Below are 23,669 nucleotides of genomic sequence, written 5' to 3'. Positions count from 1 at the left end.
CCCGATCCTCACCCCCACCCCAGTCTCCCGCGGCCTAGGGCGTCCAGGTGTGTCGGGCTTCTGGTCGGCCGCGGGGGGGGGGGCCCCCCCCCCCCCCCCCCCCACCACTGCGTCGTCAGGCCGCCGCGGGCACCCGCTCCGGTTCTTCCACCGGCTCGGGCTCGGCTTCGGTCAAGGGGGCGGAGGGCTGGTCGAAGATCTCCTGGTCGAGGATGCCTTCCCGTTTCGCCACCAGGACCGGAACCACCATCTGCCCGGCGACGTTCGTCGCGGTGCGGATCATGTCCAGGATCGGGTCGATGGCCAGCAGGAGACCGGCCCCGGCCAGCGGCAGGCCGAGCGTGGACAGCGTCAGGGTGAGCATCACGATCGCACCGGTGAGACCGGCGGTTGCCGCGGAGCCGACCACGGAGACGAAGGCGATCAACAGGTAATCGCGAATGTCGAGGTGTGTTCCGGTGATCTGCGCGACGAAGATGGCGGCCAGCGCGGGATACACCGCCGCGCAACCGTCCATCTTGGTGGTCGCCCCGAACGGAACGGCGAACGACGCGTATTCCTTTGGCACACCGAGCCGTTCGGTGACCATCCGCTGCGTCAGCGGCATCGTGCCGATCGACGACCGGGACACGAACGCCAATTCGACTGCGGGCCAAGCTTTCGCGTAGAAGCGGATCGGGTTCACGCCGCCGACGGTACGCAGCAGGATCGGGTAGACGACAACCATGACGATGAGGCAGCCCACGTACACCGCGATAGTGAACGTCGCCAACGGCCGCAGCAGGTTCCAGCCGTAGCTGGCGATCGCCTTACCGATCAGCCCGGCAGTGCCGATCGGCGCGAGCCGGATCACCCACCACAGTGCCTTCTGCACCAGCTCCAGCACCGATTCCGCCAGTGTCAGAAAGGGTTTGGCGCGCTCACCGAGTTTCAACGCCGCCACGCCGAGCACCGCGCCGAGGAACACCAGCTGCAGCACATTGCCATTGGTGAAGGCGCCGACGACGTTGGTCGGGATGATGCCGGTGAGGAAGTCGGTCCAGCCGCCCTTCGAGTCGGGTGTCTTCGCACCGACCAGGGTCAGTTCGACGCCTCGACCGGGATTGGTGACCAGCCCGAGCACGATGCCGACCGCCACCGCGATCAGCGCGGTGCCGAGGAACCACAGCAGGGTGCGACCGGCCAGCCGGGCCGCATTGGTGACGTGCCGCAGTCCGGCGACGCTCACCAGCACCGCGGTGAACACCAGCGGCGGCACCGCGAGCTTCAGCAGCTGCACGAAAATGCCGCCGACCTGGGTCAATGTGCTGGTGAGCCAGGCGGATCCGGTGGCGCGGGCGATGAAGCCCGCGGCGATACCGACCGCGAGACCGAGCAGGATCTGGACGCCGAACGACCAGCGCGCCGGATTCAGGACACGGCTGCGCGAACTGGGTGAAGACAAGGGAACCATCCAAGACAATCAGAGGATCTGGTGAGCTGAGCGCGCGTCAGCAACACAGCTGCGCGGCCAACCGGCCGAGATCCACATGCAGCCTGGCGACCAGGTGCACGACTGTCGCGAAAAAGTTCATAACGCCCTAAACGGTAAGCGATTCGTCCGATCAATTACTCATCGGTTCGGCTCATCGCCGTATGGCCTGCGTCACAACCCCTTCCGATCAGCGCCGGTCGAGCGGTGACGGCCCTCCCCAGTTGCTCCCACTTCCCCACCCTCCCGAGTCACGACTCCGCGCGTCCCGCAGCGGATCTGGGCTCCCACAGCGCGCGTGTCAATCGCCGCGGAGTGGGCATTACGCGGGTGAGAGATGAGGAACACCATGAGCATTTTCCGAAATACGAACAGATATCGACGACGTGATCGGGTCGGCACCGTGCGGAGCGGCCGAGGACGATCCGGGTGGGGACGCCGCGCCGACGACTACCGCCGACGCCGGTCCACGAGCTCCGGCGGGCTGGAAGCGGCCGCACGATTCGGCTTCATCGCGCGCGGCATCGCCTACATCACCATCGGCATCATCGGCTTCATGCTGGCCATCGGCACCGCGGAGCACGAACCGGACGGCGGCGGCGCGCTGGCCGCGATCGCGACCAAACCCCTCGGCTACCTACTGCTGTGGATCCTGGTGTTCGGCTTCGCCGCCTTGGTCGTCTGGCGAGTCACCCAGGTCGCCAGCGCACGCCGGACAGTTTCCGGCGGGCACCGGTTCTACGCCGTGATCTCCGGAATCGTCTATGCCCTGGCCTTTTTGGGTACTTTCCGGTACGTGGTGCACGGCCGGACACCGAAGCCGAGCGACGCCATCGCCCGCGACCTGACCGGCCGCATCCTGAGCTGGGACGGCGGCCAGATCGTCGTCCTCCTGATCGGCCTCGCCATCATCGCCTTCGGCATCTGGCAGACCATGCTCGGCCTCAGCCTCGCATTCGTCGATGACCTGCGCATGGGCTGGATGACCCACGGCTCCCGCGAGGCCGTGATCTGGCTCGGCCGCATCGGCTACCTCGCCCGCGGCGCGATCGTGATCAGCATCGGACTCGCCGCCGTCTTCGCAGGCCTGAACTACGACCCCGCCGAGGCCAAGGGCATCGACGCGGTCCTGCGCGACTTCGTCACCAAGCCGTTCGGCCCCTGGCTGCTCATCCTGATCTCCGTCGGCCTCATGGCCTTCGGCGTCCTGTCCTTCCTCGAGGCCAAACACCGCCGCACATACGGCGGTGTCCCGGTCTAGATCCGGCCTCCCCCAAAGAACTCGGCGACGACCTCGGCCATGGTGCCGGGGTCGTCGTCGCGTGCCCGGATGGCCTCCCCAGTTGAGCGTTGGTGCACGTCACGCATTGGGGGGCAAGGCGTTTCGGTGTGATAACGCGAGGACTCGTATCGTGGGCTCGCCCTCGGCGGAGTGACCCTCCGCCGACGGGCGTGCTCGGCCCCTGAAACAGCGTGTGAACAGCACATTAGTAGGAGGTACGAAGATGGCACGGCGACTTCGAATTCTGACCATGATGGCCGCGGCGGCACCGCTCGCGGTGGCCCTTGCTGTCCTTCCGGCGGCACCGGCCCAGGCCGCCGACGGGGACCTGAGTTGCTCGGCGACGTTCAAGCTCACGCTCGATCCGCCGTTGCGGGCCGGGGGCGGCGCGAAGGTATCGGTGAGCGGGGATCTCAGCAACTGTGCTTCGCGGAATGGTCAGCATGCTGACCTGCGCTCCGGCAAGTTGACGGGTACCGGGTCGGCGACTGCGACTGCGGGTGGGTTCAATCCGTGCGGATTGTTGGTTACTGCGAAGGGGAACGGGACGATCGGCTGGGTGTCCGGCAGTGACAGCTCGTTCGGCTGGCGGATCGATCCCGATCCGTTCACCGGGTTGGCGTTCAGCGCGAACGTGACCGGCGGACAGTTGAAGGGTGACGCGATCACGGTGTCGGCGCGGGATGCGCAGCCCAACGCCGGTTGTCGCACCAATGGCCTGTCGACCCTGACTGTTACGGCACAGGTGACGTTCGCCTGATGACATAGCGAAGGCCAGGTCTGAAAAGCCAGACCTGGCCTTCTGTTTCGGAAAATCGGCCCGCGCACCCCGGTCGGCTACTGCCAGGCACCAGCCGCGACGGCGTCGCGCACGTAGTCGGCGAAGTCGATCGGCTCGCGGCCGAGCAAGCGGCGGACCGTCTCGGTCACGTTGGCGTTGCGTCCGTCCAGCAGGGTCGCGAAGATGTCGATCATCCCGGCCACCTCCTCGGCGGGCATGCCGAACTCCCCGGCGAGCACCGCGCCGAATTCCGCACCGCTGACCGGAATGTAGTGGACCTCGCGCCCGGTCTCCTTGGCGATCGCCTCGACCGCGTCGCCGAAGGTCAGCAGCCGGGGGCCGGTCAGTTCGTAGGTCTGGCCCGCGTGCCCGTCCTCGGTGAGTGCCAGCACCGCGACCTCGGCGAGGTCGGTGGAGTCGACGAAGGGCTCCAGCACCTGTCCCGCGGGGAAGGCGACGCCACCGGCGAGCACCATATCGGTGAAGACACCCTCGTCGAAGTTCTGGTTGAACCAAGCGGCCTGCAGCACAGTCCATTCGGCGCCGCTGTCACGCACCGCCGCCTCGGCAGCGGCGGCCTGGTCCTCGCCGCGAGCGGACAGCAGCACCAGTCGTGCAACGCCGTTGGCGACGGCCAGTTCGCTGAACGCCCGAATCGTCTCTGCGGCACGGGGATCCCCGATATCCGGGGTGTACATCACGAACGCCGACCGCACGCCGTCGAGCACGGGCGCCCAGGTGCTCCGGTCCGCCCAATCGAACGGACGTTCCGCCGAGCGGGAGCCGATCCGGACCGGGAATCCCTTGGCGGCCAACTGTTCTGCCACCCGGCGGCCCACCTTGCCGGTGCCTGCGGTGACGAGGATGGTCTGGTTTTTCGTTGTTGTCATGCTTCTTAGTCAAGCCGTCGACAGACCGCCGAACCATCGACGAAAAGCTCGGCTCCATACGTCAGCGTCTCAGACCTCGATGACCAGTTGAAAGCGCTTCCGCAACACCCCAACTAGACATTCTGCACAGAATCTCTTACCCCATTCCGCAAGGGAACTCTTCATGATCGAACTCCCCAGTTGATCTCCAGTGGAAACGGGGTACTCCACTGTGCTTCTCTGAGTATCGCAATGTCCCGGAGGAGGACGCGGACCTACACGGCACCTGCTTTGCTCGAAAACATCCACGTGTCCGACACATTGGAGTTTATTTAATATGAGACGCTTTCCCTTGTTGCATACTGCCTCGGCACGAGCTGTTCCACTACTGGTCGTCGCGGCATTGGCCTCGAATATGGGCATGGCTTCCGCAGCGCCATTGACCGGAATCGGCGACCCTAATTTCCCGAATATCGGCAGCGCCGCATACGATGTCTCCAATTACAGCATCGATCTGAAATTCGATCCGTCCTCGGGCCGACTGTCCGGCACCACCACGATCACCGCGAAAGCCAAGCAGGATCTGAAAGCCGGCACCGCGATCGGTTTCGACTTCCTCTTGCAGACGCAGTCGGTGCTGATCGACAACAAGCCCGCCAAATACACGCTGGGCAAGGACAAACTGGCGGTCACCGTCCCGGCGAACCTGACGACCGGCGCCGAGTTCACCACCGTCGTCGCCTACAACGACATCCCGTCCCGGGTGCAGAACGCGGCGGGCGCGCGCAACTGGATCGAAAACGCAGGCGGCGCAATAATTTCCAACGAGCCCTTCTCGGCCGAGTGGTGGTACCCGAGCAACGACCACCCCACCGACAAGGCGACCTACGCCGTGTCGGTGCTGGCGCCCGAGGACCGCGACGTCCTGTCCAACGGGGTCGAAACCAGTGTCACCCAGACGATTCCGGGCTGGAAGCGGCACAACTGGCTGAGCAAGTCGCCGCAGATGACCTACGCCACCTTCCTGGCGATCGGCAAATACGAACGCAGCGGCCAGAACAGCGGCACCCCGGCCAGGCCGAACCTCAACGCCTACGCGACGGACCTGGATCCGACCATCCGCGCCAACGCCAAGGCGAGCATCGAGCGGACCCCGGAGATCGTGGACTGGCTCGCCAGCACGCTCACGCCGTACCCGTACGAGGCCACCGGCGGCATCGTGGACGCCCGGATGGGCGGCTTCGCGCTGGAGACCCAGACCAGGCCCACCTACACCGACGGATTCTTCAAGCGCGGCAAGAATGATTCCGTCGTGGTGCACGAGAACGCGCACCAGTGGTTCGGCGACTCGACCTCCGTCGCCACCTGGAAGGACGGCTGGTTGAACGAAGGCTGGGCCAGCTACCTGGAATACCTGTGGTCGGAGAAGAACGACACCGGCACCGCGGCGGAAATCGCCGACTACGCCTACGCCACCTCCACCCGGATCAATTGGAATGTCGTACTGACCGATCCGGGACCGGCCGACGTGCTGCCCGCCGAGCTGTACACCAGAGGCGCACTGGCAATTCAGGCCCTGCGCAGCGCGATCAACGATGACGACGTCTTCTTCCGGCTCGTCCGCGAATGGCTCACCAAACACCAGTACGGCAACGCCAAGGTCGCCGATTTCATCGACCTGGCCAACGCCGTAACCGGCCGCAGCACCAACGCGCTGTTCAAGACCTGGCTCACCGACAAGGGCAAGCCGTCCTACAAGCCGACCGACGCGACCTTCGACGCAAACGCGAAGCGGGCTCCCCGATCGGCCACCCCGCCCCCGGCCAAGCCGAAGGTGTACGACGATCTCTACGCAGTGGTGACCGCAAAGCAGTAACCATCGGATAGCAGCCGGGCCCGTGCACACCGCGGGCCCGGCTTCTTGTGTTAGGCGCAGCCTCTGACCGACGTAGCATCGAGAGGTGGAACTACGCCAGCTGAGGTACTTCGTCGCGGTCGCCGAGGAGCTCAACTTCGGCCGGGCGGCCGCACGACTGCTGATCGCGGGTCCGTCGCTGTCCCAGCAGATCAAAGCGCTGGAGCGGGATCTGGGGGTCCGGCTGTTCGACCGTGACCGCCGGTCGGTGACGCTCACACCGGCCGGCGCGACCCTGCTGCCCGAGGTGCGTGCCCTGCTGACTCGCGCCGAGGACTTGCAGTTGAGCGCACGGCGGCTGTCCGGAGCCGAGAAGGTGCGCCTGGGATACGTCAGCTGGCTGCCACCGGATCTGACCGCGCGCACCACCGCGGTCGCGCGGATTCATCTCGACGCCTGGGTGGCGCCCTCACACACCCAGGCAGCGCGGGTCTCGGACGGCAGCCTCGATCTCGCGGTGTGCTGGGTACGGTCGAAAGACCTGGCGGGGTTGGGTTTACGCGCTCGACTGATCGGAGCCGACCGGCTGCACGCCGTCGCATCCGGCGTACAGACAGCCGCCGTGCCGGCAGCGGACACCATCGTGCTCCTCGACGACGACACCACATCCTGGTCATCCTGGAACGCCTACGCCGAGCAGCTCGCCCGCGATACCGGCGCGCGGACAGTGCGCATCAGCGACGGCGGCATCACCGGGTCCGCGTTCTTCGATCACGTCCGGCGCAGCGCGCGGCCCGTGGTGCGATCACCGAAGGATATGGCCGCACCCATTCCGGCGGATCTGGTCCAACGCGAGATCGACTCACCAGCGGTGTATTGGACGTGGTCGCTGGTGCACCGCGCGAATGAGAATCGGGCCGCCGTGCTGGCGGTGGTCGACGCCCTCTGCGACAGCGTCGGGGATCTCGGCATCCACCGTCCGGGTGTTTGGCTGCCCGACGACGACCCGCACCGCCGATCCCCGACCTGAGAGGATGCACCTACCACAGCGAAGGAATCCGGTCGTGGCGGCACCTCGCACGCGGACGCATCCTGAGTTCATCACAACCGATGCGTCCGAAAGAAAGGTTCGCGATGAACTCCTACGACCGGAAGGTCGCCGTTATCACCGGTGCATCGCAGGGCATCGGCGCGGGTCTCGTCGAGGCCTACCGCAAGCTCGGCTACAGCGTCGTCGCGACATCGCGCTCGATCAGCCAAGCAGATGAGCCGGACCTGCTCACTGTCCGTGGAGATATCGCCGAAGCCGCCACCGCCGACCGCGTCATCGGCGCCGCTCTGAAGCGGTTCGGCGGGGTCGACACCCTCGTCAACACCGCAGGCATCTTCGTCGCCAAGGCTTTCACCGATTACACCCCCACCGACTTCACCGACGTGACGGGTGTGAATCTGGCCGGGTTCTTCCACATCACGCAGCAGGCGATCGAGTCCATGCTGTCGCGGGGTGGCGGGCACATCGTGAACGTCACCTCCAGCCTGGTCGACAACGCAAACTCCAGCGTCCCTTCGGTATTGGCGTCACTGACCAAGGGCGGCCTGCAATCGGCCACCAAGTCGCTGGCCATCGAGTACGCCGGCCGGGGCATCCGCGTCAACGCTGTTTCTCCGGGCACCATCAAGACGCCCATGCACGATGAGTCGACGCACGAATTCCTGGCCGCGCTCCATCCGATGGGCCGCATGGGCGACATCCGCGACATCACCGATGCCGTCGTCTACCTGGAAAACGCCTCGTTCGTTACCGGTGAAATTCTGCACGTCGACGGCGGCATGAGCGCCGGACATTGACCCGATTCCATTACCCACCAATGCAATTCAGGAGGCGTGCCATGTCTGTGGCGCCGGAAACCGACTCGATTCTGCGCACCGTTCTCGACGAGTGGAAAGCTGCTGTCGACAATCACGACCCGGACCGAGTCGCGGCCACCTTCACCGAAGACGCCATCTTCCAAGGTTTGCACCCCTACACGGTCGGCCACGCCGGTATCGCCGCCTACTACGAATCCCAGCCCGAGGGCATGAAAGCCGACTACCGAGTCCTGGAATCCCGCCGCCAAGCCGGCAACGTGATCTACGCCTATCTCGCCGTCGTCTTCGCATTCACCGACCGCCCAGCCCTCGAAGTCAACCTCGGCGTCACCGTCGGACAGATCGCTAGCCGTTGGTACATAACCACGTACCAGGTATCCCAGCCGAATTGATCGGAAGACAAGGAGATCGACATGGTCGACATGCACCTCGAAGTCAACATCATCCCCGTGTCCGACGCCGAGCGATCCAAGCAGTTCTACCAGAGATTGGGTTGGCGGCTCGATGATGACGTGGCACCGGCGGATGGCGTTCGCCTGATCCAGTTCACACCCCCTGGCTCCGCCTGCTCGGTCACGTTCGGTGCCGGAATTACCACCACCGCGCCCGGCTCGGTCCAGGGCGGGCTGATCGTTTCCGATATCGAAGCGGCCCGTGCGGAACTCGTCCGCCGCGGCGTCGAACCGACTGAGATCTTTCACGGCGCTCCGTTCCCCAAGGAAGCACGACTCAGCGGTCCCGATCCCGAGCGTGCGAGCTACGGGTCCTTCGTCTCGTTCAACGATCCCGATGCCAATGAATGGCTGGTTCAGGAGATCACTACGCGGCTCCCTGGCCGAGACTGATACGCAACGGAGAGCAAGTAATAGCTATATCGGAGCCGGGCCCTGGATAATCAGGGTCCGGCTCTGATATGTTGTGCGGCAACGCATTCGACCAACGAGAATGAGCCACATGAGTGAGCAGCTAGCTGTCATGGGCCGTCTATGGCAGGAACACATGCGCGCGCCTTTCCCTGCGCGGCTGCACAGCGTGCAGTCGGCGGGTGTCGAGATGGCATTTCTGGACGCGGCCATCGCGGGTTGTGTGTCCGTCTGGCATGAAAACGGCGGGTCTCTCGATACCGAACGCATCGAGACACTGCGCAAGCGTCTTGCCGAGCTCGACCAGGTCCTGCCGCTGATCACCGAGGCGGAGGAACTCCGATACCTCGAACGCCTGCGCCAACTGGCCGTGCTCGCATCGGATACCGAGCGCCCCGCGTGAATTCGGTTGCCCCCTCGTGACGACACCGGGGCAGGTCGTGACCGCGGTGATGGTCCGGTGATGGCGAGATTATGTCAGCGAAGCGTGTTCGGTGGGCGCGCGTGCCACCCTGGCAAGGTCGGTTGTCGAGTGGCGAAGGAAGACCCAGCGTTGTGACCACATCAGGCGAAGTACAGCTCGAGGCGAAAGAACAGTTCCGGGAGATCATGGCTCGGCTACGCAACATAGGCGACGAGTACCTGGCCGCCGAGGCCAAACGCGTTGCCGCCGAAGCCGAAAAGATGCAGTTGACAAACGAGCTCGAAGCGGCCCTCGACGAAGCCGACCTGGAAGCCAGCGAGGACGTGCAGATGATGGCGGAGCTACAAGCCTTCACCGGCGCCTTTCGCGCCGCACGAGATCGGCATACCGGCGAGCAGCACCACCCCGACTGGACGGTCGAGATCCGGACCTTCGCCGAGGCATATCAGATGGCCGAGGCCAACGGCCTACCGGCACAGGATGTTTCACAAGCCGGTTGGCACCCCGGCGCACGCATCGGGGCGCACACCGCCGTCGCCCACTCGATCCTGCTGGCCTACAGCGACTCCGGCGGCGTCGCCATGCTCATCTTCGAGGAAGGACACCTCGATTCCTTCGCCTGCGGCGGGCTCGACAGCGACTTCACCGATCGCCCCTTCGCGGTCAAGACGGTGATCGAGTCGGGACTGTGCGGCGTGCTCGCGCCGGAGGCCGTGAAACTGGAAGTGATCAGCGAGAACGGCACCGTCTTCCCGGCAGACGTGGTGGCACACACCTTCGCGGTGACCATCGATCTGCCGAGCGAACGCAGGCTCAACCAGCTGCGCCGAGCCTACGCAGCCCCCGACGCCGAGGTGCCCTTCGTGTTCGAGAGCGACGACCGCGGCGAGAACTACGAGACGCTGGATCGCTTCAGCGCCCGGGTGTACGACCGCAACGACACCCTGCTGTATGCGGGTCCCGTTCTCCCTGACCAATTCTGAGGTCTACCCGTTGGCGGATCCGGTCGGCGCGGCGAGCACCGCGTTGAGCAGCTGCCCGAGCAACTCCCCCGCGAGCCGAAGCTGAGTCTCGGCTACCGGGAGGAACTTTCGGGTGTACTCGTCGCCGATGGTCGCCGAATCCGGGTAGACGCCGGGAGTTTCGACGATCCGGCAGCTGTCCTGCGCCCAGCGGACGGGATCGCTGTCCGGCTGCGCCGGCGGCAAGTTGGGCGCGGGCAGCGCGAGCAGTCGCTGCACCTCGTCGGCGTCGCCGGCGTGGCGGGTGTCGAGCATGCGGCTGTCCCACACCGAGTGCAGGTTGGTGTTGCGGCCCAGGTACTGGACCTTGATCTCGTTCCCGCCGCGGTCGCGCGCGTACCCGGCGTGCATCGGCTGATTGATGTCACCGACGAAGTGGACGATGAACTTCAGCGCCTGGCGGCGGTCGGCGTCCGCCCGGGACCGGTCGGCGAGGATCGCCGTCTGCCGCCGCAACGCTTCGATAACGTTCTGGCCGTCGTTGCCGTTCACCGCCGGGTCGTACACGCACCCGTTCTCGGCGATATTGACGTAATGCCACGGTGCCGAGATCTTCCCCAGGTCGGGGTCGTTGTTGCGCACCTCGTCGGCCCAGTTGGCCACGCCGGCGAGCGTGGGGTTGGGCTCACCCTGCAACAGCCGGGTGACCTCACCCCGCACCGGCGCACTCAGCCGCAGGTCGGCGATGGCACCGGTGGTGTTGTGGCCCTGCGGTCCCCACGCATTGGCGGTGGGTGGCACCGACAGCGCGATCGCGGCGAACGCACACACGCCCACCAGAACAGCTCTACCTCGCATCAAGAACAAATCCCTTCCGAATAGCTCCGCGCACCCGCCCTGCTGCACGCCATGGATCGAGTTATGTTTTCTCTCTTGCTGATTCAAGTATCGGTGACAAGTGGCATATGCCGAACAAACGCCGGGCTAAATCTTCGTGCGAGGCCGGGGACTTGTCCCGAGAAGTCGGACGAGAGCCGCATCTGCACACTCAGGTGCAAGTTCGCTTGTGGTAACGCCTACGGGGGATACCATCAGAATAGGCGCGGTGTGGTTCGTCACAGCGACGGACGCGATGCCGCCAGGGTCTTCGAGAAGCGGAGTAGAGGTCATGGTCACGGAACCGGTCCGGATCAGGGGTATCGACTCGCGGGTCGCGGAGCGCGGCCCGACAGCGCTGCGCATCGCGGTCGGTGGTCAGCTCCGCAAGCTGCGCGAGGCAAAACGCATCACGCCCGCGGCGGCGGGCGAGCACATCCGCGGCTCGCACGCCAAGATCAGCCGGCTCGAACTCGGCCGCACCGGATACAAGGACCGCGACATCCTGGATCTGCTGACCCTCTACGGCGTCACCGAGGCGGATCAGCGCGAAATGTTCCTCGACCTGGCCCGCAGGGCCAACCAGCCCGGTTGGTGGCATCGCTACAACGACCTGCTGCCACCCTGGTTCGAGACCTATCTCGGCCTCGAGGGCGCCGCGCAGACGATCAGAACATTTGAGGGCCAACTGGTTCCGGGGCTACTGCAGACCGAGGACTACACCCACGCGGTCATCGAGGTCAGCCACCAGAACGCCGAGGCAACCCGGCGGGTAGAGCTGCGCACCAAGCGCCAGGAAATTCTCGACATGCCGGACGGCCCCCGATTATGGGCTGTGCTCGACGAGGCGGTGCTGCATCGCCCGATCGGCGGCAAGAAGGTGCTGCGCGAACAAATCGAGCATCTGGTCGAGATCTCGCAGAAGACCGGCGTGACCATCCAGGTGCTCCCGTACGAGGCGGGCGGCCACGCGGCGGCAGGCAGCTCGTTCACCATGCTCCGCTTCGCCGAACGCGAACTGCCCGACATCGTCTACCTGGAACAACTGACCAGCGCGCTCTACCTGGACCGCAAGGAAGACCTCCAGCTCTACCGTGAGGTCATGGACAAGGTCGCGGTACAGGCCGAGACGCCGGAGCGGTCCCGCGACCTATTGGCCGCCGCCGCCAAGGAGCTGTAAACGCCTGACACCCTGGGCGATCCGGTCATGCCCGACGACCGGATCGCCCAGGGCTGTTCGGCCGTGATCAGCTGGCGACTCGATCGGCCCAATCCGATGGCAGCGCCCGGCTCGAGACGTCCGCGATTTCGCCCAACCGGTCCCGCCCAATTCCCAAGCGGCTCAATTGGATCAGCCCCTGCGCTACCACCACGATGTTCGCGCTGTGCGCCGACAGCGCGGCCTCGTCGACCGTGCCACCGCCGAGACGCGCTGCGGGATATAGCCGTTCGGCGACGCCCCGCTCCATGGCCGCCGTTGTCTTGGTGCCGATGCGAACCACTTCGGGCATCCGGGCACCCAGTTGCGCGATGCTGTTGATCATCAGGCAGCCACGCCGATTCGGTTGCGCGGCACAGTCATCGATGATCGCCTCGAAGAGCGTGCGCACTGCGGCCCGCGCCGATCCCGGCGCGGCGCCGACCACCTCGCGCACGAACCGCGCACGACGCTCGCAGTAGCGTTCGAATACGGCGAGGAACAACCCCTGTTTGTTGCCGTAGGCGGCGTAGACGCTGCCGTTGCCGACACCGGTTGCCCGCGAGATGTCCTCGACCGACGTGTCGTCGAAACCCTGCGACCAGAACAGCTCGGTAGCGGCGTCGAGCAGACCCGCTTCGTCGAACTGTCGTGGCCGTCCCATGGGCTCACCGTACCAATCGGTGTGCGACATCGCCCACACCGCTTGTTATGGAGGCATGCCTCCATAACAATGGTTGACATGGACCCTAACTCCACCGAGCCACCCCGCCGACGGATCGGCATGCTGGTCTTCGACGGCGTCAAGATGCTCGACTTCGTCGGCCCCGCCGAGGTTTTCGTGGAGGCGAACCAGACCGTGCCCGGCTACGAGGTGGTCCTGGTCTCGGCGGACGGCCGTGCCGTACAGACCTCGATCGGCGCCCGGATCGAGGTGGCCGCCGCGGCCGCCGATGCGGGCAGCTTCGACACCATCGTGATCCCGGGCAGCGAACTGCCGCCCTCGACATTCGTTACCCCCGCGCTGATCGCCGCCGCCAGGCACCTGTCCTGGCACACCCGCAGGCTGGCCTCGATCTGCAGCGGCGCCTTCGTCCTCGCCGAGCTCGGTCTCCTCGACGGCAGGCGCGCGACCACGCACTGGAAATGTGCCGCCGACCTCGCGCGGCGGTACCCGGCGGTCGTGGTCGAGCCGGACGCGATCTTCGTGCGCGACGCCAACCTGTACAGCTCGGCAGGCGTCGCGGCAGGCGTCGATCTCGCGCTGGCCCTGGTCGAGGAGGACTACGGCGCCGACGCCGCCCGCCGGGTAGCGCAGTTGCTCGTGGTGTACATGCAGCGCGCGGGCGGGCAATCACAGTTCTCGGCGTCGCTGAGCGGACCGGTCCCGCGCAGCCCGCTCGTGCGGAAGGTGGTCGACCTGATCTGTGCGGATCCGGCGTTCCCGCACACGGTTCAGACGCTGGCCGCGCATGCCATGGTCAGCGTCCGGCATCTGACGCGGCTCTTCCGCGCCGAGCTCGAACGCTCCCCCGCCGAATACGTCGCCTTCATCCGCTTCGGCGTCGCCAGGGATCTCCTGCACACCGGACACAGCGTCACCGAGGCCGCGATGACCGCCGGATACGGCAGCAGCGAGGCGTTGCGCCGCGCGTTCGTGGCCAGGCTCGGCATCTCACCGCGCAAGTACCAGCAGCGATTTCGTTCCACCGGATCGGTCGGCGCGTTCGAACCGATCGCGGCCGCCGTGTCCTGATCCGGGGCTTTTGCGGCCCGTGTGGAGGGGCGCCGGACCGGTCGCGCATCGGAAACTGAGTGCGGCACAACGCCATATCGAGAAAGGAGCTGCATGTCTTCCGAGACAACCATTGTTCTCGTGCACGGCGCGTTCGCCGACGCGTCCAGCTGGGGCCCGGTCACCGAGCGGCTGCTCGCCGCAGGGCATCGGGTCGTCGCACCGCCGGTGTTCAACCGGAGCCTGGCCGAGGACGCGGCGTACATCAAGTCCTTCGTCGAGCAGATCGACGGGCCGGTCCTGCTGGCAGGCCATTCCTACGGCGGCGCGGTCATCACCGTCGCCGGTGTGGCCGACAATGTCGTCGGTCTGGTCTACGTCTCGGGCTATGTCCTCGAGGTCGGCGAGAGCCTCGGCCAGTTGCAGGGCGGTTTCCCGGACTCCGAGCTGGCCGCCAACCTCGTCTACGCACCGTATCCGGTCGCCGACGGCGAGCCGGGCACCGACGTTTCGGTCGATGTCGCCGCCTTCCCTGAGGTCTTCGCGGCGGGCCTGGACACAACGCGGGCCCAGGTGCTCGCCGTCTCGCAGCGTCCGCTGTCGGCTATCGCCTTCGGCGAGGCCGCCACCGCCGCGGCCTGGCACACCAAGCCGGGTTGGGGGATCGTTTCCAGTGCGGACCGCACCATCAATCCCGAAGTCGAACGGTTCGGTTACCAGCGGGCCGCGCTGCGGTCGGTCGTCGAGATCGACGCACCGCACCTGGTGATGCAGACCCATCCTGATGAGGTCGTCACGGTTATCACCGAAGCACTCGCCGAGCTCGGTTGAACTTTCGAAAATAGAACTACCGCAGTATTTCTCCGCCCTATCGAAAGGAATGACGATGACCGGAAACCCGCACGGCGTCGCACTGGAGCCGGCCGCCCAGGAGTTCGTCGACGCGACCTCGACGCCCCCGTTCCTCTACCAGCTGGCACCGGACGAGGGCCGCAAGGCGGTCGATTCGGTACAGGACAGCCCGATCTACAAGCCCGAGATCGATGAAGAGTGGATCACCATCGAGGGCGGGCCGACCGGGTCGGTGCGCGCCAGGATCGTCAAGCCGCAGAACGTCACCGAGCCGCTGCCCGTGATCGTCTACACCCACGGTGCCGGTTGGGTTTTCGGCGACGCGCACACCCATGACCGGCTGGTCCGTGACCTCGCCGTCGGCGCGCACGCGGCCGTGGTGTTCCCCGAGTACGACCGCTCGCCGGACGTGCACTACCCGGTGGCCAACGAGCAGTCCTACCGGGTCGCCCAGTGGGTCAGCACCCAGGGCGCCGAGAAGAACCTCGACCCGTCGCGCATCGCGGTCGCGGGCGACTCGGTCGGCGGTAATATGGCCATCGCGCTCACCCTGATGGCCAAGGAACGCGGCGATGTCGCGTTCGTGCAGCAGGTGCTGTTCTATCCGGTGACCGACGCCAACTTCGACACCGAGTCCTACCACCGGTTCGCCGAGGGCTACTTCCTGGCGCGCGACGGGATGAAGTGGTTCTGGGATCAATACACCACCAGCGAAGCGGACCGCGCGCAGATCACCGCGTCGCCGCTGCGCGCCAGCATCGAGCAGCTGTCCGGCCTGCCGCCCGCGCTGGTCATCACGGCCGAGAACGACGTATTGCGCGACGAGGGTGAGGCTTTCGCGGCGAAGCTGCGGACCGCGGGCGTGCCCGTGATCCAGGCCCGCTACGGCGGCATCATCCACGACTTCGTGATGGTCAACTCGATGCACGACACCAACGCCGCCAAAGCCGCTGTCGCCCAGGCTGTCGCGGTGCTGCACGCCGCCCTGTACCCCGCGTAGTCCAACCCCGCGAAAGGAACATTCGTGAGTACCGCCCCAACCATCGTGCTGGTGCACGGCGCGTTCGCCGACTCCTCCAGCTGGAACGGTGTCGTCGAAACATTACGCGCACAAGGCTATTCGGTCGTTGCCGCGGCGAACCCGCTGCGCGGCCTTGACAGTGATGCCGCCTACATCGGCTCGGTCCTCGATGATGTCGACGGCCCGTGCGTGCTGGTCGGTCATTCCTATGGCGGTAGCGTCATCACCGTCGCCGCGGCCGGAAAACCGAACGTCAAGGCGCTGGTCTATATCGCCGCCTTCATCCCGGCCGAGGGCGAAAGCGCGCTGGAATTGACCGACAAGTTCCCCGGTTCGACCCTCGGGCCGACCACCCGTCCCGCGAGCTACCCGCTCGCGGACGGCAATACGGGCACGGAGCTCTACATCCGGCAGGACGAGTTCCCCGCACAGTTCGCAGCGGACGTCCCCACCCCCGCTGCCGAACTGATGGCCGCCACCCAGCGGCCCGTCGCGCTCGACGCCTTGCAGCAACCCGCCAAGGCGGCGGCATGGCAGACCATCCCGGTCTTCGCCTTGCTCACCACCGAGGACAAGAACATTCCGATTGCGGCACAACGGTTCATGGCCGAGCGCGCGTCCGCGCACAGCGTCGAGGTTCCCGCCTCGCACGCCGTGAGCGTCGCCATGCCCGGCGTGGTCAGCGATCTGATCGTCTTGGCCGCCGAGAAGTAGACGCCGGAAATCCGGTCACGCCCAACGGTTTCGGGCGTGACCGGATCTCGGGTCGATCAGCCGATCGCGGCGTTGAGTGCGGCCTGGCCGCCCACTACCGGGAACGTGACCTTGGTTTCGGCGAGGTTCACGCCGAAGCCCGGCCCTGGCTTGGGCCGCAGGGTGTACTCGTTGTCGCTGGACAACACCACCACGCCCAGTTTGTGTCCGCGTACCAGCACGTAGTCGTGCGGCATCATGGACACGTTGACCGCGTACTCCTTACCCGGGGTGATCGGGCTGGTCTTGCTGAGCGAGTCACGGTTCTGCGGGTCCACCCAGCCCCTGGTGACGATCCGCGAACTGCCGTCCGGGGATCGATCCACCAGCAGCGCAGTCACATTCGCCGCCGGGCGCTGGAAGGTCGCCTTCAACGCGACGTCGACCGCACCACTGATGCGCAGCGTGGTCGTGGTGGGCTTGGAGAAGTACTCCAGCCGGTTCGGTGAGCTCGGTGCGGCGACGAGGTCGGCGGCCAGTTTGGTCGCGTCGTCGTCGAGGGATTCGGTGACCTTACCCGCACCGCTGGTGGCGAGCCCGCCGATATTGCGGCCCCCGGGCTGGAACACCGCGGTCGCGCCCGCGGTGGCCGGGGCGGGCCAGTCCGCCTCGTCGACCCAGGACTTGTCCTCACGCTGGATGGTGGCCTTGGGCTCCCGATCGATGCCGTTGTTCTGGCCGAGCAGGTACTTGCTGAACCAACGGTTCACCGTGCGCAGCCACTCGTCCTTGCGCAGGCTGATCGGGTCGGTGTGGCCCGACTGGTGCAGCCAGATCTTGTGCGGCACACCGGCTTTCTTCAGCGCGTCATACCACTGCGCGACGTTCTTGGTCTTGACGTTGAAGTCGTTGAGACCGTGCACGGCCAGCACGGCGGCATGCACCTTGCTGACGTCGTTGACGTAGTTGCGCTCGTTCCAGAAGGCGGTGTAGTTACCGTCCACCCGGTCCTGATCCTGCTCCACCTTGTTGATCACCGGCGTGCAGATGTTCCGGTCGGCCCTGGTGTAAACGTACTTGGCCAGCACGTCGGTGTCCTCGCCCTGATAGGTGCCCGGCGCGACCACCGCTCCCCCGGCGCGGTAGTAGTCGTACCAGTTGCTGATCGCGGCGATCGGCACGATGGCTTCCAATCCGGGCACGCCGGTGGAGGCAACGGCATTGGGCAGGGTGCCGTTGTAGGAGACGCCCATCATGCCGACCTTGCCGCTGGCCCAGGTGGCAACGACGTTCTTGCCTTGTGCGTCACGGGCTTTCGCGCGACCGTTGAGCCAGTCGATCGGAGCCCGCGCGCCGATGGTCTCGTTGCGCCCGCCCGAGGTCGGGCAGCCGGTGGACGTGCCGGTACCGAGCGACTCGCCGTACATCACCGCGAAGCCGCGGGCGAGGAAGTAATCCTCGTACTGCCAAGTGATCTGGCCCTTGTCGAGGGTGATGCCTGCGGCCCGGAGGTCCTCGGCCACCCGAGCACGCAGCTCGCCGGGTGCCGGGGCCATCCGTGCGTCGGCGCCGTTCGGCACGTAAAGCTCAACGTCCACACCGTGATTGGTGACGTCGTTGCCGCCGGAGAAGTACGGACTCGCCTGGTACACGACCGGCAGCTTGCCGGTGGCCCCGGCCGGGCGCACGACCTGAACGTGCACCTCGTCGTCCTTGCCGTCCGCGTCGCTGTCCACCGGCGCGCGCACCCAAAGGTCTTGGCGGACAGGCGCTGCCGCGCTGAACGTCGGCTGGGCCTCGCCGCCGGAGAAGCTCGGCCCGGTCTGCGGCTCGGCCATCGCGGGTGCACCGGACAGCAACAGCGCGGCGGCCACGCCCAGCAGCGCCGAGCGCGGTAGCCACCGCAGCGTCGACATGGTCCACCTGACCGCCTGGACCACTCGGGTTCGCGGCCCCCGCCGATCGTGTCTGTGCTGATGCTGTCTGGATGCCATTGCCTTCTCCTTGTCACCGCTCATCACGAGGCACTCCCGTGCGAGACTCGAAATACCTACTGGCTCAGGGAATTACCTCGGATGCCCGACCAGAACTGGCCGGGCATCCGGTGACGGGTCAGGACTGACGCGGCGGGCTCTTCCGCTCGATCGCGGCCTTCATCGCGTCCAGCCCGATCAGGTTGAACTCACGACCCAGCGCCCGCATCAACGAGTTCTCGGTGGGCCGGTACACGCCGCGCTTGTAGTAGACAGCGCCCTCGTAGGTGCCGACCACGCCGCCGTCCGGGGACTGTTTGCCCAGGTACTGGTACCACTTGGTGCGGTTCTGCTGCATCTGCGCGCTGGTGTAGGTCGACGCGTTGGCCTCGCTCGGCTCACGACCGGTGTAGCGGTCGTTCGGGTAGTCGTACTCGTCGGCGAGACCACCCACCGAGTGCCCGAGTTCGTGCAGCACGATCTGGCCGGCCTGGGCGTTACCGCCGGACGACGTGGCAACCCCGCCGCCCGCGCCGCCGTACTTGGTGGTGTTGGCCAACGCGATCACCTGATCGGCCTCGGGCGCCAGCCGCGCGTACTGCAGCGCCTTGGTCTCGTTGACGCACAGCAGCCGTTCGGTGCCGCCGCACCAGAAAGTCATGTCCAGCGCGGTATTTCGATACGTGCCACGCGGATCGTTATCCACCCCGGACTGCTGGGAGACCACGTTGACCGCCCAGACATTGAACGAATTCTTATATGTCTTGAACGGCTCGACCTGAGTGATCTCGTTCCACCGATTGATCGCGTGCTGCTTGTAGGTGCCCAATTGACTAGAGGTGTATCCGTCACCGACGAACACGAGATCGAACCGCTGACTCGACGGCCCGGTCTGCTGGATCGTCACCACGTCGGCCTGCACCGCCGATCGCGGCGCCGGACTCGCATCGGGCACGGGCGTGACAACGCGGCTGATGGTGCCGTCCGGCGAAAAAACTTCCCGCTCTTCGGTCGGGCTCGCCGACCCGACCGCGACCGACATTCCGGCAATGATGAACGCGCCGAGCATGATTGCGAACATGCGTCGTAACAAGGGCATGGCAAGGCTCCTCGAGTGGTTCGCGAATTCGACGCGGACGGCGCATGCCGCGCTTCACGTCCGTCGAATTCCTAACCAAGGAACCACATTTGAGCGGCCATCTCGACTGAGGAGTAACTGGGGAAGGAACACTCCGCCCACTCAGATCAAGAGGCCACCGTCGGCAACGGCCGCGCACGTTTCCGCCCGCTGCGCACAGAATCGCTAGCAATTCCTTGCGCGGCTGCACAATTCATGCGCGGCATAGCCTGGGTCGCGCTCTTGTCGCTACCACGGGACGGTGTCGCCGTGCCGATCCAGGAACTGCAGGCCGGGCGCGCCCGCTTGTGCTTCGAGCACGTCGACGACGGCCGGGATGCTCTCTTTGGGGCTGAGCGGTGCGTCGGGTCCGCCGAGCTCGGTCTGGTTGTGGCCGGGGTCGATGAGCAGCTTGGTCTGCCCGTCGTCGGTGTAGCGGGTGGCGTAGCTGCGCATCAGCTGGTTGAGCGCGGCCTTGCTCGCCTTGTACAGCTCATAGCCGTCCTCGGTGTTCCGCGAGACGCTGCCCTGCTCGGAGGACATGACCGCGACGGTTCCGCCGGGCGCGACGAGTCCACGCAGCGCCTCCAGCGCACGTAGCGGGCTGAGCGCGTTGGTGATCATCACCTCGGTGAACATGTCGGTCGGGACCTCGCCGATCGGCAGGTTGCCGCGATCGATCGCGGCGTTGACGAAGAGCAGATCGAGTCGGGTGCCGGCCAGGCGTTCGCGCAGCGCGGCCAGCTGTTCGACGCTGGTCATTTCCAATGATTCGACCGTCAGCTGCCCGCTCGAAGCCTCAGCCGTCGCTTGCAACTCACCGCCGCCCTGGCGGGTTGTCGCGATGACCTGCCAGTCGCGGCGGGCGAGCTCGTCGGCGAGGACGAGCCCCAACCCGCGCGAGGCACCGATGACGAGGGCTCGGCGGTTGGTCGTTGCGGACACATTCACTCCTTGGTAGTGCGAAGATCTAATATAGACTAGACGTTGCGTCTAGAGTCAACCACACAATCCGCCGATAGGTAAGGTGTCCCGCATGCCCGCTACGAGCTCTCAGCCCCAGCGGCCGCGCTCCGGCCCACGGCGCGACGAGGCCGCCCGGCTCGCCGTGCTGCACGCCGCCGACGATCTGCTCGTCGAGCACGGCTTCGGCGGGCTGACCGTCGAGGCCATCGCCCGCCGAGCCGGCGTCGCCAAGCAGACGATCTACCGCTGGTGGCCGTCGAAGGTCGAGATCCTGCTCGACACGCTCATCGAGGACACCGGCAAGCGCCTCCCCTTCCCCACCGGCGGCCCCACTGCGGCGAGCATCAGCGGCTACCTGCGCGCCTTCGTGCGTTTTCTCACCCGCGACCCCGCGGGCAAGGTCCTGCTCGCGCTGATCGCCGAGGCGCAGCACAATCCGGCCACGGCCAAGAGCCTGCACGAGCGATATCTCGATCCACGCCGTGACCAAGAACGCGACATGCTCACGCGCGCAATCGAATCCGGCGAGATCTCGCCCAGGCTATCCGCCGACGAAGCGATCGACGCGCTGGTCGGCCCGCTCGTCTATCGCGCACTGACCGGGTCGACGATCCCCCGCGATCTGGTGGACACCCTGGTCGAGGACCTACTCAGGCCCCGCTCGACGTGAATGTCCGCGCGACGGGGTTCCGGCCTGCGCCGAACTCCGTTCAGGCAGTATGAACAGTCGGCACAGGCGACGAGGAGGTCCGCATGACATACGTTCCCGAACCGACCAGGTACGACAGCGCGATGAGCTATCGCCGGTCGGGCCGGTCCGGTCTCGATCTGCCGCTACTCTCGCTCGGCTTCTGGCACAACTTCGGCGACGATCGCCCGTATCTCGTACAGCGCGAAATCGCTTTGCGCGCCTTCGATCTCGGCATCAGTCACTTCGATCTGGCGAACAACTACGGCCCGCCGTACGGGTCGGCCGAGATCAATGCCGGACGCATCCTGCGCGAGGACCTCGCGGCGTATCGCGACGAACTCGTCATCTCCACCAAGGCAGGCTGGGACATGTGGCCCGGGCCGTACGGGCAGGGCGGTGGGTCGCGCAAGTATGTGCTCGCGTCCCTCGATCAGTCGCTGACCCGGCTCGGACTCGACTACGTCGACATCTTCTACTCGCATCGGTTCGATCCGACGACGCCGCTGGAGGAAACCGCAGCGGCACTGAATACCGCTGTCCGCCAGGGCAAAGCGCTGTACGTGGGGATTTCCTCTTACACCGCAGCGGATTCCATCACCATGGCGAAGCTGCTGCGTGAGCTCGGCACGCCACTGCTCATCCACCAGCCGTCGTACTCGATGCTCAACCGCTGGATCGAGACCGAGGGTCTGCTCGACGCCGCCACCGAGGAAGGGTTCGGCGTCATCGGGTTCACCGCGCTCGCGCAGGGCCTGCTCACCTCGAAGTACATCGACGGCATTCCGCCGGAATCGCGTGCCGCGCAAGACAAGTCGTTCCAGAAGGAACTGCTCACGCCCGAGATGATCGAGCGGTTGCGCAAGCTGAACGCGATCGCGGACAAGCGCGGCCAGACCCTGGCCCAGTTGGCCCTGGCCTGGGCGCTGCGCGACGAGCGGGTGACCTCGCTGGTGATCGGCGCGTCCACCACCGAGCAGCTCGAGCAGAACGTCGCGGCGCTCGACACACTCGACTTCAGCACCGACGAGCTCGCCGAGATCGACCGACTCCTCGACGACGCCGGCGAGGTCGATCTGTGGCGGTCGGCGCGCCAAGGCACGCTCTGACGGCTCAGATCGTCGGGTTCACCACGTCGAGGCCGAGGGCGAGTTTGCCCGCGTTCTCGTGCTGGATGTCGCGCAGATAGAGGTGCTGGGTGAGCACGGTGATGTCGCGCCAGATCCGCTGGATCGGGCTCGTCTCGTAAATCGCGCTCGCCCCGCCGATCGGAAGAGGTCGTCGACCGCGTCCCGGCAGGTCTCAGCCGCCCCTACCACCTGCTGATGCAGCTCGCACCGGTCGGCGACCGAAAGCTGGCTCATGTCCGCACCGCGCAACCGTCGGTCGACATACGTGTCGAATACCGCGCGCGTCGACTCGCGCGCGCCGCGGATCGCGGCCTGTGCCCGCCCGACGGTGCGCTGGATGACCGGATCTTCCGATGCCGGTTGGAATTTCGGCGGACCGATCCGATTCGGCAGCACAGCCCGGACCGAGATGAGTTCGGGCAGCCCACCGGCGCCGGGCATCGGTGCGCCGTCTTCGTCGAGCAGGACGGTGTTCGCCATGACCCAGCCCGCATAACCGATGCCGCTGGCGAACGGCCACCGTCCCGTCACCCGCAACCCGCCCTCGGCGGGCCGACTGCGCCCGTTCGGGCCGAAGACGAGCGACATGGGGCCGATCCCGTCGGCCAAGACCTCGGCGAGTCCGTCCGCGGGCAGTTTGGCCGCCAGGATGGCGGGCGTGGTCGCGCAGATGAACAGGCTCCACGCCGTGCTCGTGTCCGCGTAGGCGAGCGCCCGCACGATCTCGAACGCCTCGTCGAGACCGATCAGACCGCTGCCGCCGGCGCAAGCGGGCGTGAACACGCCCCACAGGCCCGCCGCCGCGATGGCGTCGACCACCTCGGCCGGGAGGTTGCGCGCATCCTCGGCTTGCCGACCGTACTGGCGGGCGATGGGTGCGAGCTCGGTGACCGCGCCGAGCGCATCGTCCAGCGTCTTGATGGCCGGTGAAATATGTTGTGGCACTGACGCTCCTCCGCATTGCACGCCCCATCGCGCCGGGCGGGTCGCAGGTAGATCCTCGCCCGCCACCGTCGAACGCGAAAGTGCTGTTTTCGCTCAGCG

23 protein-coding genes and 1 pseudogene are annotated in these 23,669 nt (G+C 66.2%); 16 read left to right on the top strand and 8 right to left on the bottom strand.

Annotation, left to right across the window (positions count from 1 at the left end):
- Positions 1 to 115: 115 nt before the first annotated feature.
- The gene (locus ACIBK2_RS44095; RefSeq protein WP_396976960.1) at positions 116 to 1,444 is read right to left on the bottom strand and encodes a dicarboxylate/amino acid:cation symporter; all 1,329 of its coding nucleotides are present in this window, start codon (positions 1,442 to 1,444) and stop codon (positions 116 to 118) included.
- 376 nt (positions 1,445 to 1,820) lie between these two features.
- On the opposite strand from ACIBK2_RS44095, the gene ACIBK2_RS44090 reads away from it, so the two are divergent.
- A complete protein-coding gene (locus ACIBK2_RS44090; RefSeq protein WP_396976958.1) occupies positions 1,821 to 2,732 on the top strand; it encodes a DUF1206 domain-containing protein in 912 nt (303 codons plus the stop codon).
- A gap of 244 nt (positions 2,733 to 2,976) precedes the next feature.
- Positions 2,977 to 3,513: a hypothetical protein gene (locus ACIBK2_RS44085; RefSeq protein WP_396976957.1), complete on the top strand. Its 537-nt coding sequence runs from the start codon at positions 2,977 to 2,979 to the stop codon at positions 3,511 to 3,513.
- A 77-nt stretch (positions 3,514 to 3,590) separates the two neighbouring features.
- On the opposite strand, the gene ACIBK2_RS44080 is transcribed toward ACIBK2_RS44085, so the two are convergent.
- Entirely contained in the window at positions 3,591 to 4,424 is an 834-nt protein-coding gene (locus tag ACIBK2_RS44080; RefSeq protein ID WP_396976955.1) for an NAD(P)H-binding protein, read from the bottom strand.
- A 400-nt stretch (positions 4,425 to 4,824) separates the two neighbouring features.
- On the opposite strand from ACIBK2_RS44080, the gene ACIBK2_RS44075 reads away from it, so the two are divergent.
- The 7 genes from ACIBK2_RS44075 (at position 4,825) to ACIBK2_RS44045 (ending at position 10,397) form a co-directional block, all read left to right on the top strand.
- Entirely contained in the window at positions 4,825 to 6,279 is a 1,455-nt protein-coding gene (locus ACIBK2_RS44075) for a M1 family metallopeptidase (protein WP_396976953.1), read from the top strand.
- Between the two features lie 85 nt (positions 6,280 to 6,364).
- Entirely contained in the window at positions 6,365 to 7,288 is a 924-nt protein-coding gene (locus ACIBK2_RS44070; protein ID WP_396976951.1) for a LysR family transcriptional regulator, read from the top strand.
- A 104-nt stretch (positions 7,289 to 7,392) separates the two neighbouring features.
- Positions 7,393 to 8,106, top strand: coding sequence for an SDR family NAD(P)-dependent oxidoreductase (locus tag ACIBK2_RS44065; RefSeq protein ID WP_396976950.1), 714 nt, complete (start codon positions 7,393 to 7,395; stop codon positions 8,104 to 8,106).
- Between the two features lie 41 nt (positions 8,107 to 8,147).
- Positions 8,148 to 8,519, top strand: a complete 372-nt coding sequence (locus ACIBK2_RS44060) for a YybH family protein (protein WP_396976948.1) — start codon at positions 8,148 to 8,150, stop codon at positions 8,517 to 8,519.
- Positions 8,520 to 8,540: 21 nt separating this feature from the next.
- Positions 8,541 to 8,972 (top strand): VOC family protein, encoded by a 432-nt coding sequence (locus tag ACIBK2_RS44055; protein ID WP_396976946.1) that lies wholly within the window; start codon positions 8,541 to 8,543, stop codon positions 8,970 to 8,972.
- A 109-nt stretch (positions 8,973 to 9,081) separates the two neighbouring features.
- Positions 9,082 to 9,393 (top strand): hypothetical protein, encoded by a 312-nt coding sequence (locus tag ACIBK2_RS44050; protein WP_396976944.1) that lies wholly within the window; start codon positions 9,082 to 9,084, stop codon positions 9,391 to 9,393.
- 152 nt (positions 9,394 to 9,545) lie between these two features.
- Entirely contained in the window at positions 9,546 to 10,397 is an 852-nt protein-coding gene (locus ACIBK2_RS44045; RefSeq protein WP_396976943.1) for a hypothetical protein, read from the top strand.
- A 3-nt stretch (positions 10,398 to 10,400) separates the two neighbouring features.
- Here the strand turns inward: ACIBK2_RS44045 and ACIBK2_RS44040 are convergent, their stop codons facing one another.
- Positions 10,401 to 11,234: a S1/P1 nuclease gene (locus ACIBK2_RS44040; RefSeq protein ID WP_396976941.1), complete on the bottom strand. Its 834-nt coding sequence runs from the start codon at positions 11,232 to 11,234 to the stop codon at positions 10,401 to 10,403.
- A gap of 310 nt (positions 11,235 to 11,544) precedes the next feature.
- Here ACIBK2_RS44040 and ACIBK2_RS44035 point away from each other — a divergent pair, with 310 nt between their 5' ends.
- Positions 11,545 to 12,432, top strand: coding sequence for a helix-turn-helix domain-containing protein (locus tag ACIBK2_RS44035; protein WP_396976940.1), 888 nt, complete (start codon positions 11,545 to 11,547; stop codon positions 12,430 to 12,432).
- A 67-nt stretch (positions 12,433 to 12,499) separates the two neighbouring features.
- Here the strand turns inward: ACIBK2_RS44035 and ACIBK2_RS44030 are convergent, their stop codons facing one another.
- A complete protein-coding gene (locus tag ACIBK2_RS44030) occupies positions 12,500 to 13,114 on the bottom strand; it encodes a TetR/AcrR family transcriptional regulator (protein WP_396976938.1) in 615 nt (204 codons plus the stop codon).
- 78 nt (positions 13,115 to 13,192) lie between these two features.
- Here ACIBK2_RS44030 and ACIBK2_RS44025 point away from each other — a divergent pair, with 78 nt between their 5' ends.
- The 4 genes from ACIBK2_RS44025 (at position 13,193) to ACIBK2_RS44010 (ending at position 16,772) form a co-directional block, all read left to right on the top strand.
- Entirely contained in the window at positions 13,193 to 14,206 is a 1,014-nt protein-coding gene (locus ACIBK2_RS44025; protein ID WP_396976936.1) for a GlxA family transcriptional regulator, read from the top strand.
- Between the two features lie 93 nt (positions 14,207 to 14,299).
- Complete coding sequence (locus ACIBK2_RS44020) at positions 14,300 to 15,016, top strand: alpha/beta fold hydrolase (protein ID WP_396976934.1); 717 nt, start codon at positions 14,300 to 14,302, stop codon at positions 15,014 to 15,016.
- A gap of 55 nt (positions 15,017 to 15,071) precedes the next feature.
- The gene (locus ACIBK2_RS44015; protein WP_396976932.1) at positions 15,072 to 16,037 is read left to right on the top strand and encodes an alpha/beta hydrolase; all 966 of its coding nucleotides are present in this window, start codon (positions 15,072 to 15,074) and stop codon (positions 16,035 to 16,037) included.
- 24 nt (positions 16,038 to 16,061) lie between these two features.
- Positions 16,062 to 16,772 (top strand): alpha/beta fold hydrolase, encoded by a 711-nt coding sequence (locus ACIBK2_RS44010; protein WP_396976930.1) that lies wholly within the window; start codon positions 16,062 to 16,064, stop codon positions 16,770 to 16,772.
- A 56-nt stretch (positions 16,773 to 16,828) separates the two neighbouring features.
- On the opposite strand, the gene ACIBK2_RS44005 is transcribed toward ACIBK2_RS44010, so the two are convergent.
- The 3 genes from ACIBK2_RS44005 to ACIBK2_RS43995 all read right to left on the bottom strand — a co-directional run bounded on the left by ACIBK2_RS44005 (position 16,829) and on the right by ACIBK2_RS43995 (position 20,786).
- On the bottom strand, positions 16,829 to 18,667 hold the full coding sequence (locus ACIBK2_RS44005) for a Xaa-Pro dipeptidyl-peptidase (RefSeq protein WP_396976929.1): 1,839 nt from the start codon (positions 18,665 to 18,667) through the stop codon (positions 16,829 to 16,831).
- A gap of 196 nt (positions 18,668 to 18,863) precedes the next feature.
- Positions 18,864 to 19,823, bottom strand: coding sequence for a M64 family metallopeptidase (locus ACIBK2_RS44000; RefSeq protein WP_396976927.1), 960 nt, complete (start codon positions 19,821 to 19,823; stop codon positions 18,864 to 18,866).
- A 267-nt stretch (positions 19,824 to 20,090) separates the two neighbouring features.
- On the bottom strand, positions 20,091 to 20,786 hold the full coding sequence (locus ACIBK2_RS43995; protein WP_396976925.1) for an SDR family NAD(P)-dependent oxidoreductase: 696 nt from the start codon (positions 20,784 to 20,786) through the stop codon (positions 20,091 to 20,093).
- Between the two features lie 91 nt (positions 20,787 to 20,877).
- On the opposite strand from ACIBK2_RS43995, the gene ACIBK2_RS43990 reads away from it, so the two are divergent.
- On the top strand, positions 20,878 to 21,477 hold the full coding sequence (locus ACIBK2_RS43990) for a TetR/AcrR family transcriptional regulator (RefSeq protein WP_396976923.1): 600 nt from the start codon (positions 20,878 to 20,880) through the stop codon (positions 21,475 to 21,477).
- 83 nt (positions 21,478 to 21,560) lie between these two features.
- A complete protein-coding gene (mgrA, locus tag ACIBK2_RS43985) occupies positions 21,561 to 22,604 on the top strand; it encodes an L-glyceraldehyde 3-phosphate reductase (protein ID WP_396976921.1) in 1,044 nt (347 codons plus the stop codon).
- Positions 22,605 to 22,608: 4 nt separating this feature from the next.
- On the opposite strand, the pseudogene ACIBK2_RS43980 reads toward mgrA, so the two are convergent.
- Positions 22,609 to 23,570 (bottom strand): annotated as a pseudogene (locus ACIBK2_RS43980) (acyl-CoA dehydrogenase family protein).
- Between the last annotated feature and the right edge of the window lie 99 nt (positions 23,571 to 23,669).

This window comes from Nocardia sp. NPDC050175, from assembly GCF_044459885.1.
GTDB lineage: Bacteria > Actinomycetota > Actinomycetes > Mycobacteriales > Mycobacteriaceae > Nocardia.
The sequence above is the reverse complement of the archived record's forward strand: the minus strand, read 5'-3'. Positions and strand labels throughout refer to the sequence as shown.